9 protein-coding genes, 1 tRNA gene and 1 pseudogene are annotated in these 15,816 nt (G+C 37.8%); 2 read left to right on the forward strand and 9 right to left on the reverse strand.

Going from position 1 to position 15,816, the window contains the following annotated elements; genetic code table 11:
- Positions 1-222: 222 nt before the first annotated feature.
- The 8 genes and pseudogenes from HMPREF3090_RS03700 to arcA form a co-directional block, all read right to left on the reverse strand.
- Positions 223-1,192, reverse strand: a pseudogene (locus HMPREF3090_RS03700) (IS30 family transposase).
- 298 nt (positions 1,193-1,490) lie between these two features.
- Positions 1,491-2,189: a Crp/Fnr family transcriptional regulator gene (locus HMPREF3090_RS03705; RefSeq protein ID WP_230081923.1), complete on the reverse strand. Its 699-nt coding sequence runs from the start codon at positions 2,187-2,189 to the stop codon at positions 1,491-1,493.
- 234 nt (positions 2,190-2,423) lie between these two features.
- Positions 2,424-4,118 carry an arginine--tRNA ligase gene (gene argS / locus HMPREF3090_RS03710; protein WP_067971484.1) on the reverse strand — a complete coding sequence of 565 codons (1,695 nt, stop codon included), beginning with the start codon at positions 4,116-4,118 and terminating at the stop codon, positions 2,424-2,426.
- 312 nt (positions 4,119-4,430) lie between these two features.
- Entirely contained in the window at positions 4,431-5,369 is a 939-nt protein-coding gene (gene arcC, locus HMPREF3090_RS03715) for a carbamate kinase (protein ID WP_067971487.1), read from the reverse strand.
- An 18-nt stretch (positions 5,370-5,387) separates the two neighbouring features.
- Positions 5,388-6,719 (reverse strand): M20 family metallopeptidase, encoded by a 1,332-nt coding sequence (locus tag HMPREF3090_RS03720; RefSeq protein ID WP_067971491.1) that lies wholly within the window; start codon positions 6,717-6,719, stop codon positions 5,388-5,390.
- A gap of 21 nt (positions 6,720-6,740) precedes the next feature.
- On the reverse strand, positions 6,741-8,252 hold the full coding sequence (locus tag HMPREF3090_RS03725) for a YfcC family protein (RefSeq protein WP_067971495.1): 1,512 nt from the start codon (positions 8,250-8,252) through the stop codon (positions 6,741-6,743).
- 106 nt (positions 8,253-8,358) lie between these two features.
- Positions 8,359-9,363 (reverse strand): ornithine carbamoyltransferase, encoded by a 1,005-nt coding sequence (gene argF / locus HMPREF3090_RS03730; RefSeq protein ID WP_067971501.1) that lies wholly within the window; start codon positions 9,361-9,363, stop codon positions 8,359-8,361.
- A gap of 241 nt (positions 9,364-9,604) precedes the next feature.
- Positions 9,605-10,825 carry an arginine deiminase gene (gene arcA, locus HMPREF3090_RS03735; protein ID WP_070485949.1) on the reverse strand — a complete coding sequence of 407 codons (1,221 nt, stop codon included), beginning with the start codon at positions 10,823-10,825 and terminating at the stop codon, positions 9,605-9,607.
- Between the two features lie 324 nt (positions 10,826-11,149).
- Between arcA and HMPREF3090_RS03740 the strand changes: the two genes are divergently transcribed.
- Positions 11,150-11,223: transfer RNA gene (locus tag HMPREF3090_RS03740), tRNA-Arg, on the forward strand.
- Positions 11,224-11,367: 144 nt separating this feature from the next.
- Here the strand turns inward: HMPREF3090_RS03740 and HMPREF3090_RS03745 are convergent.
- Positions 11,368-12,759, reverse strand: a complete 1,392-nt coding sequence (locus HMPREF3090_RS03745) for a YfcC family protein (protein ID WP_070485951.1) — start codon at positions 12,757-12,759, stop codon at positions 11,368-11,370.
- A gap of 532 nt (positions 12,760-13,291) precedes the next feature.
- On the opposite strand from HMPREF3090_RS03745, the gene HMPREF3090_RS03750 reads away from it, so the two are divergent.
- Positions 13,292-15,502: an LPXTG cell wall anchor domain-containing protein gene (locus HMPREF3090_RS03750; protein WP_070485953.1), complete on the forward strand. Its 2,211-nt coding sequence runs from the start codon at positions 13,292-13,294 to the stop codon at positions 15,500-15,502.
- Positions 15,503-15,816: the final 314 nt, after the last annotated feature.

Raw genomic sequence — 15,816 nt, forward strand, 5'->3', positions numbered from 1 at the left:
TTCGCTAATAACAGCTAAAACAATAACCCAACAGCTTCACAGATTTCTCTGCTAAAGCTGTTGGTTTTTTTGGGTTTTTGAATTGTCAATTTAAGCTAGAATTTTCCCCAAACTAAATCACTGATTTTTGGCCTTGCCAATCCATTAACTTTCGACCTTCAGGGTGTCAAGGAGGAAAGCGAAGCGGTCCTTGATACCCTGAAGGTTGAAAGTTAGACTGTCTCAAGGCACAAAATCATCTAAGTATCCCTCTTTGTCACAGTGCTCTAAAAAGACTTCAATGGGTGTGCAATAATCTAGAGATTTTCTTGGAATGGTATTTCGAAAATGAGCCACTTGACTTAATTCTTCTTGTGACACATTTGTGAAATCTATCCCTTTCGTGAGACCATCCCTTCTGAGTAAACCGTTTGAATTCTCATTCAGGCCGCGTTGTGAAGGACAGCCAGGATCAGCGAAATAGATGTTGATATCATTGATATTTGAAATGTCTTTCCAATCTGAAAATTCTTTTCCGCAGTCAAAAGTGATTGATTTAAACATATGACGAGGCAAAGCTTTCAGCCAATCATTCATCGCAACCCTAACATCACAGGCTTTCCGGCTTAAAATTTTGATAGGGATAATCAATTTACTGATCCGCTCAGCTAAAGTTAAAACAGCACTTTTATGGTCTTTACCAACAATAGTATCGCCTTCTAAATGTCCGAATTCCTCGTCATAATGAGGATTCTCTTTTTCACGATCTTCAATTGTTCGTCTAAAAGTTTTGACGTCCTCGGGTTTCTTTATGGCCATTTGGCCGTCTCTTGCCCTTCATAGCTAATGTTGAAGCATCGAAGTAATCTTCTGTTTGAAAATGGCGATACAATGTGCGTGCGGTACAAGCTAAATCAATTTCATTTCGACCGATAATAACATCCGGAGACCATCCCAAACTAACTTTGCTTTAGACATACTCAATCTGTTCAGAAGTAAAACGTGTCTTTTTAGCACCACAGCGAGACTTATTCGCTTTGTATCGGTCATAGTAATTTTGGATCGTATGCCCATCCTTGATAAAATTGATCACATTGTAGATCGTCTGACCTGAACGATTCAATTTCTTAGCGATATCCATTGTTTTAGTGCCACTTTCATAATAACTTTCTATCCAAATTAACTCTTTCATGGTAAGATATTTGTAAGCTATTTGTGTGAACTCCTTCCTTAACATGGGGATGTTTAAGTTTAGGATACAACGCAAGTGGCCCTTTTTATTTTTCTAGCTTAATTTTACTATCCAAGGCTAATAATATTAGCATTTATTTAAGAACTATCCTATAATATAAATAGGGATATCACATATCTACTTTTAATTTTTCGTCCTTGTCTTTTTAAAAGTAGATTGTGATATCTTTTTTAATAAAAAGTGTTGGTAAACCTCTGGGAGTTCATCAACACTTTTAAATTAAAATCTATTGTTTTATTTTATAATTATAAATGATAATCTACCACAACAATTCATTGAAATAATCTAGATCCAAATATATAATTTCTTGACGTGTAAATTCGATAAGACCTTCTTCAGTTAAAGCTTTAACAACTCGACCAGCTGTTTCACGCGTTGTACCAGAAACGGTTGCTAGTTCACCAATAGTCAATGGATAATTAATAACAATTCTTTCCCCCATGCGATGCCCCAAATCATACATCCAAATTGCTAAGGTTTGAATAACTCTTTGCTTAGCACTCGAAATAGTGGTCATTTGAATACGCCGCTCAGTAAAAACAAGAACTTCAGCAATCATCTGATACATATAAATCATTTGTTCGTTATTTGCCATTGTGATTTTTTCTAATAAATCCCGAGGTATCATAAGTAATATAATTTCAGTGGCAGCAAATCCTGTATAATTATTCATATTATCAGGATTAAGAAACTCACCATAAGGTAAGAATGAATGTCCAGTGACATAATCAATGTATTGGAAATCACCTGTCTCATCTGTTTTCTCCAAACGAATTAAACCTTTTAGAAGATAATAACAATAATTTTTGTAATCTTCTTGGAAAAACAGAACCTGTCCTTTTCCAAATTGATGAATAGTAGAACGGCTTTTAATTTCCATCATTTCTTCCTCTGTAAAACGAGAGAAAAATTCTTCGTCAGATAAATTTTCCATATAATATTCAAAATCTCGGTTCACAATTATGCCACTCCCTCATTGTCTTCTGTAAAACTATTTTTTCTGTGATTATGTAATCTTATTCACATATCTGACATGTAAACTACCAGGACTTGAAATATTTTATAGTATAAGTCTATATTATCACATGAGAAATGAATATTCACGTTAAAAGCAAGACAATCTATAATAGACAAAAAGCCTCTCAGGACCATGTCTAGTCCAATTGAGAGGCTGAGAAAAGGATAAAGAATTCTACATTTTATTAGGTGCTGCAATACCGAGTAAACTTAAGCCATCTTTTAAGACAATAGCTACTGCAGAAATCAAAGCTATTCTTGCTTCTAATTGCTCATCATCCTCTAAAATACGTGTGTTTCCGTAATACTTATTGAATGCTTGGGCTAAAGAAATTAAATATTTTGATACGACAGAAGGCTCATATTGCTTGGCTGCTCGAATGACTACCTTTGGATATTGTTCAAGTAATTTTACAATTTGCCAACTATAATCATCAGTAACAACATTATTAACGTTAGCTTCTACTTCTTTCCCATATTTTTCTAGAATGGTTTGAATGCGTGCGTGAGCATATTGGACATAAGGACCAGTTTCACCCTCAAATTGAACAACTTCTTGTAAATTAAAATCAAAGTTATGTAATCGTTCATTCTTTAAATCATGGAAGATAACAGCCCCAGGACCAACTTGTGCAGCTACTTCATCTTTGTTAGGAAGATCCGGATTTTTTGTTTCGATTTGTTCATACGCTAATTTAGTCGCTTCGTTTAAAACATCTTCAAGTAAAACAATTTTACCTTTACGAGTCGATAACTTCTTTCCGTTTAAGGTAATTAATCCGAATGGAATATGGTGCATGTCATCTGCCCAATCCCTACCTAAACGTTTTAAAACAGCTTTTAATTGGTTAAAGTGATTTGTCTGTTCATTACCTACAATATAGAGACTCTCAACAAAGTCAAAGGTAGCTTTACGATAATAAGCAGTTGCTAAATCTCTAGTAAGATAAAGGGTTGCTCCATCAGACTTCTGGATAAGTGCTGGTGGTAAGTCTTCCTCATCTAAGCGAACAATAACAGCTCCCTGTTCAACTTCGCTGATTCCTTTATCTTCCAATTCATCGATAATGGGCTGCATTTTATCATTATAAAAGGATTCTCCAGTATAATAATCAAAATGAACATTTAAAAGATCATAGACTTTTTGGAATGCTTTAATTGATTCATCTTTAAACCAATTCCATAAAGCCACAACATCTTCATCACCATCCTCTAGTGCTTTAAAGGCAGCACGCCCTTCTTCATCTAACGCTGGATCTTCTTCAGCGCGTTCATGAAATTCAACATAGAGTTTAACAAGTTCATTAACTGGATCTTTGCGAACTGTCTCTTCATCTCCCCATTTACGATAAGCTACAATCAGCTTACCAAATTGAGTTCCCCAGTCCCCTAAGTGATTAATGCGAATAACATTATAATTTAGCTTTTCTAAAATAAATGAAAGCGCATTACCAATGACTGTTGAACGTAAATGTCCCATTGACATTGGTTTTGCAATGTTAGGTGATGACATATCGATAGTGATATTACCTTGCTTCCCAATATCCGTTTTGCCGTAATCACTGCCTTGTTCGAGTACATTTGAAATTACATGTTTAGTAACGAACTCACGGTTTGATTTAAAATTAATATAAGGTCCAATTGCCGTAATTTCTGAAAAACCTTCTGGATTTCCTAGCTTTTCTGTTATTTCCTCTGCAATTTTTTGTGGGGCTTGTCTATAAGTTTTCGCTAATTGAAAAGTTGGAAAGGCAAGATCACCAAATTCTTGGTTAGCAGGTACTTCAATTAGTCCCATGATTTCATCTTTGTTTAAATGTTCTCCGACAATTGGGTAGAGTAAATCAACAATTTTCTGTTTTTCATCCATAATTATAACCTCCAATTTTAAAAAAAGACACCCCTAGGAGAAATCCTAGAGGTGTCTTTCATATACACGGTACCACTCTATTTCAGATAATAAAATTATCCCTTTAATCAATTTTAACGGATTGAAACCGGATAAAGCTATAATTGCTTTCACTTTATCAAAAATCAAGTGCGTTTCAATAAGTATAGAATTTTGGCTCTCATCATCCCAAATCGCTGTACTTCATCCACTTATCTACTCTCTTGATATAATTTTACTATATCATAGTTATAAACTACACTATCACAACTCATAAAATATTACAAGTTTTTTTTAATTTTTAATTGTTGTGCCTGCGCCAGACCGAATCAATTCTTCTAAGTTTTCTAAAGATGTAATCACCGATTTACGATTTTCATGACCATCGACAAAAGCAATTGTAGCTTCAATCTTTGGCAACATAGAACCTGGGGCAAATTGATCCTCTTTGATATAATCTTGTAATTGACTGACTCTTACTTCTTCTAATTTTTCTTGATTTTCTTTATTATAATTAATGTAAACATAATCTACACCAGTTAATACAATAAATAAATCAGCATCAATTTCGTGAGCTAACTGTTGGGAAGCAAAGTCTTTATCAATTACTGCTTCGACCCCATCTAGCCCATTATCTGTTTCAACAACTGGAATTCCTCCACCACCAGCTGCAACAACCACTTGTCCTGCTTCAATTAAACTTTTGATACTTTCAATTTCATTAATGCGGACAGGTTTAGGTGATGCAACAACCTTACGCCATCCACGGCCAGCATCTTCCTTGAATGTGGCATCTGTTTTTTCCATTTCAGCTTTTGCCTCTTCTTCAGTATAGAAAGGCCCAATTGGCTTAGATGGATCCTTAAATGCGTCATCTTCTTTATCAACAACCACTTGAGTTACTACTGAAGCTACCGACTTATCAATATTATTTTTTTCTAGCTCATTTTGTAAGGCGTTTTGTAACCAATAACCAATGCTCCCTTCAGTCATAGCTACTAAACTATCTAAAGGAAAAGCTGGATTTTCAGGAGAATCACTTTCAATATGTTGTAAGAGTAAATTTCCAACTTGTGGGCCATTCCCATGAGTAATTATTAGTTCATCACCATTTGCAATTAGTTGAACTAGGTATTTAGCAGTTTGTTCTAATGCACTTTTTTGAGCTTCTGCGCTTGGATCATCTGATAAAATAGCATTACCACCTAGAGCAACAACAACTTTTCTTGACATATTTCTTCCTTTCTAGACTTAGTCGACTGCTAATGCACGAATTGCTTGTGCATAGATTTCCATTGCATCATAAAAATTCTTTAATGGCATCGCTTCATTGATTTGATGTTCTGTCATCGGCACATCTGGTAGACAGGCTCCATAAGCCACACAGTTTGGCATGGTACGGGCAAAAGTTGCCCCTCCAGAACTAAGTGGTTTTGAGTTATCACCAGTTAGATTACGATAGACAGTTAAGAGAGTTTGAACCAGTTCACTATCTTCTGGAACATAGAGTGATGCAAGGTAGTCAAATTCCTCATAACGAAGATTATATTCTTGCGCTACTTCTTCAAGTCTCGTTACTAATTCCTCTTTATTAGCTGTAACAGGTATACGCATATCGATACCTAATTTTGATTGATTGGCATCAATTTTTAATTGAGCTAAATTGCAAGTGAGTCCCCCACTCATCTCATCTTCAATTTGACCAAACAGATCTTCACCTGTCGCTTTACTAAAATATTTACTGATAAATTCAAGCATTGGATGTTGATAGCTTTTATTTAATGCTTGGGCTAATTGAACTAACGCATTGACACCTTTCGGAGCATCTTTAGCATGAATGGACTCTCCAATTACAGTCACTTCATCTCCATCGTCTTTATAATCAAATTTCAGTTGATCAAGTGATTCTTTTAGAGTTTCTGAATACTGACCTTGATATTTTGCTTGATCAGGTACGACATTCAAGGCGTGCTGCACATCAAGAGTTAAATCTTCACTACCAGGGCCATATAGATAAAGCTGTAGCAAACCTTTTTCAGCAAAAGTTAGTGGAAAAGCAGAGTCCGGAGCAAAACCATAGTCTGCTTGTTCTTCATTTGCGTTATAACGTTCCATACAGCGCCATAGAGTTTCCTCGTCTGCCCCGAAGATAAATCTAACACGTTTATTCAAATGATAACCGTGATCTAACAGAGACTTAAGTCCGTAAAGAGCAGCTATACTTGGTCCCTTATCATCTTGGCTTCCTCTCCCGTATAATTTTCCATCAGCAAGATTTAGCTCAAAAGGTGGAAAGCGCCAAGCTGTTTCATCACCAGTAGGAACAACGTCTAAATGGCATAGTATCGCTAAAAGTTCATCTCCAGAACCTATTTCAGCATAAGCATAGTAACCTTTTTCATCAATATGCGTTGTCATACCGAGTGATTGACAAGTCTCCATCGCTACTTCTAAGGCATGTTGAATATTATCTCCAAATGGTGTATGTACAGCTTTTTCATCCAGGACAGACGGAATGCTAATCCACTGATCTAAACTTCTTAACGCTTCTTTTTGAACATTAGCTGTTAATTCGTATTCCATACGATCTCTTCCCTTCTATCTTTAGATCACTGCAAAGAGTACTAAAATAATAAGTGAAGCTGCTGCAAGCATTAAGATTAATTTCCACATAAATTTCCACCATGTCGTAATTTCAATCCCTGCAATAGCTAAAGCTGCCATTACAACGCCTGAAGTTGGTGTTATTAAGTTAACAATCCCTGCAGCTGATTGATAAGCAGTAATTACTAAACTTTGAGCAACACCTGCAAAGTCACCTAAAGGCGCCATAATCCCAACGGTTGCTGCTGCCAACCCAGAAGTTGAAGGGATTAAGAATGACATTGGTAAATAGAAAAGATAAGTGAGAATAATAAAGAATCCTGAAGATAAGTTTGATAGAGCCATTTCACCCCAGTGAAGAACAGTAGCAGTGATTTGACCGTCATTCATGATGACTTGAATACCACGAGCTACAGCACAAATTAAGGCAACGCTCAATAAGTCTTTCGCTCCATCGATGAAATTATTCACAAAATCTTCTTCGCCCATACCATATACAAAAGCAATAACGATCCCCATTAAGAAGAACAATACGGTAATCTCTCCTAGATACCATTCACCAAATGGGATGACACTCTGTCCTACTAAGGATCCAAGGATTGGAATACTATTGATCCAATTGTGAATGTCTTGGAAGATGGTGATACCAAATTCGCTCCAAGGAATTAAAGAGATCACCATGATTAAGAAAGTGAACAGGAATAATCCTAAAACAGAACGTTGTTTTGGTGTAATTTCATCAATATCATCTTTAATTTTAAATTTTTCTTTATCTGACTCATACTGATCAGCTATTAAAGAATTACTTGGATCTTTTTGAACCTTCTTTGCATAACGCGTGACATAACTTGCAGCAATGATATACATTACGACCAGCATGATGACCCGAGGAACAATACCATCTCCCAAACCAATACCAGCCATTGAAGATGCAATACCAGTTGCAAATGGGTTCACTGTAGAGGCTAGACATCCAACACCTGACCCTACAAGTACTACTGCAATCCCAACCATGGCATCAAAACCAACTGCCACCATCATTGGAATTAGTAAGGCATAAAATGGTACAGTTTCTTCAGACATTCCATAGGTACTTCCCCCTAAGGCAAAAATACCCATTAAAATCCAAATTAAACGAGTCATATTATCCTTGTTGGCTCGAATTGCTGCGCCAATCCCGGCATCAATTGCTCCCGTGACAGTTACGACTTGTAAGAATCCCCCTAAAACTAAGATGAATAAGGAAATTTGAATAGCACCTTCAGTTAACTCATTACCTGTTAACCCAGCAAATGGAGCAGCTAAGACATCCCAAATCCCTTGGGGGTTACTTTCAATCGTTTGATAAGTCCCAGAGATAAAGTCACCTGCTTCAGTGACATCATATTGTCCTGCTGGAATAATCCATGTAAATATAGCAATAACTATTGTGATTAAGAATAAAATCGTAAAAGATGTTGGCATCTTAAAAGATTTTTTCTTTTTTTGACCTGCCTCGTCCATGTCTCTCATCTCCTTTTCTAAATTTATAATAAAAGGTCAGGATAAGAAGGCCGATGCCTCTCATCCTGACCCTCATTTTGTTCATTATTGAGTCAAAATACTAACCCTCTGTTTCCTACACTTTTGGAATAAAGAGGTTACCATTTGTTGCAGCCATAATCGCTTTAATTGAGTGCATACGATTTTCTGCTTGCTCAAATTGACGTGCATGTTCACCACGGAAGACTTCATCAGTTACTTCCATTTCACTCACATTGAATTTTTCTTCAACATCTTTACCATAAGTTGTTTCTGTATCATGGAAAGCTGGTAGGCAGTGTAAGAAAATCCAATCTTTATTTTCAATATGAGAGGTTAATTCTTTATTAACTTGATAAGGTTTTAGTAGGTTAACACGTTCTTCAAATTTATCTTCTTCACCCATTGATACCCAAACATCTGTATAGATAGCATCTGCATCTTTAACCGCGGAAACAACATCATCTGTTACTTTGACTGTAGCGCCAGATTCTTTTGCGTATCCTTCTGCCATCTTCACAATTTCATCGCTCGTTTGTAGTTCCTTAGGTGCCGCAATTGTAATGTTTACGCCAATTAAAGCGCCCATAACAATCAAGCTATTCGCCATATTATTACGGCCATCGCCGCAATATACTAATGTACGCCCTTCAAGATCTCCAAATTCTTCTTTCATTGTCATAAAGTCGGCGATCATTTGAGTTGGGTGCCATTCATCGGTTAAGCCATTCCATACTGGAACACCTGCAAATTCACCAAGTTGTTCAACAACTTTTTGAGAGAAACCGCGGAATTCAATACCGTCGAACATACTGCCTAAAACAATAGCGGTATCTTCAACTGATTCTTTCTTACCTAATTGGATATCATTAGCACCTAAGAACTCTGGTGCTGCGCCTAGGTCATTTGCAGCAACTGTAAATGCTGAACGAGTACGAGTTGAAGTTTTTTCGAATAGCAGACAAATATTTTGTCCTTTCATATATTCGTGTGGAATACCACGTTTTTTCAAATCCTTAAGATGGATTGAAAAGTCAATTAAATATTTCAATTCATCTGGTGTAAAATCAATTTCTTTTAATAAGTTACGTCCTTGAAACATATTGTTCCTCCTTTAAAAGTTAAGTCGATATTTTTTTATAAGCTTGCTTTTCTTTAAATTAGTAGAGACCTATGACTTTCATGTGGAATTTAAGAATTAGTAAAATTGGAATGATTTGTATATGTATTGGCTAAAACGATCAATAAATTGTTGTAAGTCTGTTATATAGATACAAGGTTATTTTTAGGAAGTGTATTATATTGGAGAAAGTTTATAAGTTAACTGTTTTTAAGTGGCTAGATTAGATGTCTTCACGATATAGAGGCATAGACATGCAACGTGGACCCCCACGACCGCGAACTAATTCACTACCGCGTACTTCGTGCAACTTAATACCATGTTCTTGTAATAACTTATTAGTAACAGTGTTACGGTCATAAACTAATACTTCACCAGGAGCGAGCGTTAAAGTATTTGAACCGTCATTCCATTGTTCACGTGCTGACGCAACGATATCGTCGCCGCCGCAACGAATTAAGGTTACTTCTTCAACTCCTAAAGCATCTTGCAAAATATTTTCAAGTTCATCGACACGTTCTTCGATCTTCACATCATCGCCATCTGGTGTGATTGAATAAACTGTTAAATCACCTTCAATTTCTGGGTGAATCGTAAATTTATCGTAATCAACCATCGTAAATACAGTATCTAAGTGCATGAATTTACGGTTATTTGCGATAGAAAAGGCTAGCACTTCTTTATAGTCTGTTTCTTTAAATAGACGACGTGCTAATTTTTCAATAGAGGCTGCGCTTGTACGTTGAGAAATACCAACTGCTAATGTTGTTGGAGAGAGAACTAATTCATCTCCGCCTTCGATGCGGGTACGTTCTTCACGATCATAGTAACGTGGTACAGCATCGCCACCGTAAGTTGGATGGTAAGTAAAGATATATTTACCATATAATGTTTCACGATTACGGGTGTCGGAATACATATGATTAATAGTTACACCATGGCTCATTGTTGCAAATGGGTCACGAGTAAAATAAAGGTTAGGCATTGGGTCTACTAGGAATGGATATTCAGAATCAACTAAGTCATCTAATGAAACTGCTTCGCCAAGATCCACGTCAATCTTCTTATAACCTTCCATGGTTTTTAGTACCATTTCAAATGTATCGTCATAAGATAAAAGATCAGAGCGGATAGCATCCCAAGCAGCACCAGCTTCAAGGCCGGTTTCACTTAGCCATTCGTCAACAAATTGTTCTTTAACATCTGCTGCATCAATTGCTTCAGCTGCTAAACGTTCAAGGTAAACAACTTCAACCCCAAAATCTTCCATCACTTTTACGAAATTATCGTGTTCTTTTTGAGCTTCCTCTAAATATGGAATATCATCAAACAATAAACGGTCAAGATAGTCAGGAACTAAGTTTTCTAATTCTTTACCTGGTCTATGAACGAGTACTGTTTTTAAACGACCAATTTCAGAAAATACATTAATCGGATGTGTCATTGTTCTTTTCTCTCCTTCTTTATTTATTACACCTGTAGTATAGCAACGTATTGTAAGCGTTTCCTTTATCTTCGTCACACTCCATATGTGACATCTATCACATTTATGGTTGCGCTTACATCACAAAAAGAAGATGAAGCCTGATATAACAAGCTTCCATAAACCTCATTGTCTTGTTTATAATATTTAATATTTTAATTAATTTTAAATTTGTTTATTTTAAGAAAATATCCTTCTGTCAATAAAATTTATTCTTAATAAAAAACACTAACTAAGTCTTGCATTCTATTTATCTATGTAGTATAATGAGTTTACTTATATAAGGCACCCATGGCTCAACTGGATAGAGTACCTGACTACGAATCAGGCGGTTGCAGGTTCGAATCCTGCTGGGTGTATAAGTAAAGGAGTCTCTAATTAGAGGCTCCTTTTTTCAATAGAAAAAGTACTGTTAGAATCATTTGTTCAATCTATAAGATTTTTATCCTATAGATTGAGCAAATAATGACCTCTAACAGTACTTTTCTTTATTATGCTTTTTTCTAGAAAGGTCCGTATCCAATAATTTGAGCACCTATAACAAACACTAAGCCTATAACCAGCCAAATAATCATCAATGGCATAGAAAATTTAACCCACTTAGAGTATGGAATATCAGCTATTGCTAATTGTGCCATTAAAATACCAGACATTGGCATAATTGAATCTAAGAAACCGTTCCCTAATTGATAACACAATACAGCTGTTTGCCGAGTAACTCCAAGTGCATCTGCTAAGGGTACAGTGATTGGCATGGTAACTGCGGCTTGTCCACTACCTGATGAAATAAAGAAATTGATGATAATTTGAACGATATAAATCCCTACTGCGCTTAGTACACTTGGTAGTGATGAAATTGCGTTTGACATGCTATTGATGATAGTGTCAATTATCATCCCATCTTCTAAAATAACTATTAAGCTCTGAGCCAATCCTACAATCAATGCAGCATATACCATATCCTTGGCCCCTTCAATAAATCCATCTGCAATTTTCCCAGGACGCATCCTAGCAATAAAACCTGCCAAAATCCCCATACCAATAAATACAGCGCCAATTTCTTGTATGTACCAACCAAATTGAATAACTCCAATAGCAATGAGCACAAAAGATAAAGCAAATATAGCTGCAATAATTTTTTGCTGTAAAGTAAAAGGCGGGTCTTCTTTCTTCTCGTGCTTATTTTCTTTAGTTCTCGCTTCTTTTTCTTCTTTATATACAATACTTTGAGTAGGATCCGCTTTTACCTTTCGAGCATAACGACTCAAATAAATAGTTGTTGCAAGCCATACGACTGCAAATAGAAGCAAACGTAATCCCATTCCTGAAAACAATGGTAGATCTGCAATTGATTGCGCTACCCCTACGGAAAAAGGATTCATAAAGCCTGCTGTAAAACCCAATCCTGCTCCTAATCCAATCATACCTACTCCAACAAGAGCATCGTAACCAATACCACGAGCTAGGGTAACACCAAGAGCAATAAAGAGAATTGTTTCCTCACTCAATCCAATTGTAGAGCCCCCAATGCCCATAATTAAAAGAACAATTGGAATAACTAAGCCTTCCTTGCCCTTCAATGCGCGAACGATACGATTTAAAGCAGCTTCGATTGCTCCCGTTTGATTAATAACGCCAAAAGCACCTCCTACAACAAACAAGAAATATGAAATATGTTGACTTCTCTCAAATCCAGTAGGTAAAGATTTTAATATGTCGAATATTCCTTGGGGGTTACTCTCAACGTAACTAAAGGATGTAGGATCGATTACCTCTCGTCCGTCAACCATCGTTCTTTCAAAGGCTCCAGCAGGTACTATCCAAGACATGATAGCTGCTATGACAATAAAACTAAATAATAAAACATAAGTGTGAGGCACACGAACTTGCCTCATATTTTTCCACAAAGTACTCACAATTTTCCTCTCATTCCTTTATAAACCGTTCAATAGAAACTAATATTTGTTTATGTATGCGCTATCATTAGTTAATAAGTCATTCCTTCCCTATTTACTGTGTTCATATGACAGCAAAAATAAAATTATTATAGGTAAATTCTATCACCTTAATCATTAATTAACAAATGAAAAGGCTAACAAAATGATAATTTAAGATAAATGTAAAATAGTAGTAACATATTTTGAATAAAAGAACATGGCAAATTCTGCTTAAACAATGATGTCGAAGCTGAACTTACCATGTTTTTGTGATTCGGTGATTAGATCGTTTTCTATTTGATAGTTATAGCTATTAACTTAACTCCTTTTATTTTTTAAATTTTTTAATGAGAATCACTAAGCGTATAAGTTGATATTAATTGAATAATTCTGTCTCTTTACACAATCCACACACAAACTTTACCCAATATCAATATCCCTCTGATATATTTGTTTTAAAAAGAAACACTTATCATTAGGAGGTCAACCCATGCATACACCCAAACTTTTTTGCACCAAATCCAGTCGCTTTCTCTTGTCTTTGATGGCTTCTGGTGCCATCTTCCTTGCAGCTAATGACGTGCAAGCTGCCGAGCTTTCAGCTAACGCGAATCCTAGCGAGAGTCAGCCGACAAGTACGTTAAGTTCCGATAGCGAATCTACCAATGCCCCTGTGTCTTCTAGTCAAACACGGGGTCAGATTATTGACGATCCTACGATTCCTAGTGAGGGCCGCTGGACCAGTGGCGAAGTTCATGTGCACACAACTTCCTCTAACGATGCCAATGCCTCCTATAATGAATTTGAGAACATCTTAAATGCTGCCTACCGAGAAGATGTGGACCAAATTCCTAGTGGCGGTCAGGCTAGTCTCGATCATAATAGCGGTTTTGATTATTTAATGGTGGCTGACCACCTACGTAAGTCCTCACGCAACCCTGAAGGCCAGGAAGAGCTTACCCCACAATACGAGGTCATTGAACAACAAGTTGCCAGCTTTAATGACCTTAAGTCCCAAGGCAAGTACAAGGGAAAGATCTTTTATTCCGGCTTTGAGTGGGATATGTTCCAACTCGACCACGGCACTGTGGGCATCATTGAAGCTGGGACTAATCGCGTGCCGATTGAAGCGATCCAAGAGTTTGAGTGGAAGTTTGCCTATGATACCCCAACTGAAGTCTTCCACGATAATGAACGTGAAAAATTTGGTGGGCGGCAAAACGACAAGTCAGACATCAATAATACCTTCAAAGGCCTCCACTGGCTCCAAGAAAACTATCCGAAGTCCATTGTGATTGCTAACCACCCTTCCCGTCATGCTGAGGGAAGCGGCGAGGTGCGGATTGAACACCTGCGTAAGATGCACGATACAGCGCCAGATGTCTTTATCGGTATAGAGGGCATGCCAGGTAATCAACTGGGTTATGACCGCGGCGAATTACCTAATGGCTACACTCTAGGTGGTGCGGATAAGATGATTGCAGAAGTTGGCGGCGTTTGGGACGCCTTGTTAGCTGAGGGACGCCACCTCTATAACTTCGCCAATTCAGATTTCCACTTTAAGGTGAGTGACAACCGCATCTACAGTTCCGGTTACTGGCCAAGTGAGTATTCACGCACCTATACTTATGTAGAGGGCGATACTTTCGAAGATGTTGCTGATGGGATGCGAGCTGGTAAATCTTTTAGTGTCTATGGCGACCTGATTACGGGTCTGGATTTCACCGTAGAGCAAGCTGGGCAAAGTGCCAGCATGGGAGGCGACCTCCAAGCTATTAAAGGCCAAGACGCTCAGCTTACCATCCGCTTCAAGGAGGGAGACTTTAACAACTACCAGCCGATTACAGCTGACCACCAGTCGACAGTAAGCAACCAGCCACATTTAGACCATATCGATGTTATTTCGGGACGCATCCTGGGACCAAGTGCAGATGCCACTCAAGCGATCAATCCAACTGCTGAGGTCATCTATCGCATCACCCGTGACCAATTCGGCGAGAAGGATGCGGCGGGTTATTACACTGTTACCCTTCCTATCCAGGTTGATACTGACCGCTACTACCGGCTGCGCGGGACCAACCATGGCTTGAACGTGCCAGGTGAAACGGATGCTGAGGGCAACCCTCTCCCCGACTACCACCTGACCAAGCCCCAACAAGAGGAAGGCGAATCAGATGCTTCTTATGTTGAGCGCATGGCTGCCCACCTAAACGAAGTCAACGATAGAAACTATAGTGACTTATGGTTCTATTCCAACCCCATCTTTGTTTGGGCCCTAGCAGTTACTCCACAACTCCAACCAAGCACTCCCCTACCTGGTCAACCTAGCTCAGAGCCTACTCGGAAACCTAGTCCTTCTCCAGTAAAAACTCAGAATGAAGTCCCTAATCCTGTGACTCCAATTCCTAGCAAAGACCGTCAAGAGCCGTTCATTGAGCCAATCGATTCTAAAGCTAAACAAGAAGTGAAGGCCTCCAAAGAAAGTCAGCTTCAGCTTGTCCAAAATCTGACTAGCACAAGCTCAGATCCAAGCCAAACAAGCGTCCAATCTGAGCGCCAGCCAGCTGAACCAGGCAAAGCAAATAAAGCAAGCACTCCCCAGTCCAAACTTCCTCAAACAGGCGCCACTACCCTAGCTGGACTCGGCCTCAGCTTGATTACAATTGGTAGCTTAATGAGCTTCAGACGTAAAAAATCCTAAGTTCCATCATCATTTATAGTCAAAACAAAAACCCAGCAGCTTCACCGATTTCTCCGCAGAAGCTGCTGGGTTTATTATTTTTAACGAATTATAAAATAAAATTAGCATTGTTTTCAGGCTTTAAATCAAACTAGAATTAAAATATTTTTTTGCTATTCAAATTGTGAGTAGGAGTGGAGCGTTGAAGCTGCTCGAGCCGGTGCTATGCTTTAGCCGTTGGCGTTTTAGCGACTTACGGATAAAGTACAAGACAGCTTCAGCCGTGTTGATCATCTGAACATTCAAGGACCAAATTCAACAGCGCAACGCATGCT

The sequence above is a fragment of the Aerococcus sp. HMSC23C02 genome, from assembly GCF_001806805.1.
In the GTDB taxonomy this organism is placed as follows: Bacteria; Bacillota; Bacilli; order Lactobacillales; family Aerococcaceae; genus Aerococcus; species Aerococcus sanguinicola.

Excerpts from the sequence above, each read along its gene's own strand:
- argS (WP_067971484.1), bottom strand. The coding sequence starts at position 4,118 with ATGGATGAAAAACAGAAAATTGTTGATTTACTCTACCCAATTGTCGGA.
- arcC (WP_067971487.1), bottom strand. The coding sequence starts at position 5,369 with ATGTCAAGAAAAGTTGTTGTTGCTCTAGGTGGTAATGCTATTTTATCA.
- HMPREF3090_RS03720 (WP_067971491.1), bottom strand. The coding sequence starts at position 6,719 with ATGGAATACGAATTAACAGCTAATGTTCAAAAAGAAGCGTTAAGAAGT.
- HMPREF3090_RS03725 (WP_067971495.1), bottom strand. The coding sequence starts at position 8,252 with ATGAGAGACATGGACGAGGCAGGTCAAAAAAAGAAAAAATCTTTTAAG.
- argF (WP_067971501.1), bottom strand. The coding sequence starts at position 9,363 with ATGTTTCAAGGACGTAACTTATTAAAAGAAATTGATTTTACACCAGAT.
- arcA (WP_070485949.1), bottom strand. The coding sequence starts at position 10,825 with ATGACACATCCGATTAATGTATTTTCTGAAATTGGTCGTTTAAAAACA.
- HMPREF3090_RS03745 (WP_070485951.1), bottom strand. The coding sequence starts at position 12,759 with ATGAGGCAAGTTCGTGTGCCTCACACTTATGTTTTATTATTTAGTTTT.
- HMPREF3090_RS03750 (WP_070485953.1), top strand. The coding sequence starts at position 13,292 with ATGCATACACCCAAACTTTTTTGCACCAAATCCAGTCGCTTTCTCTTG.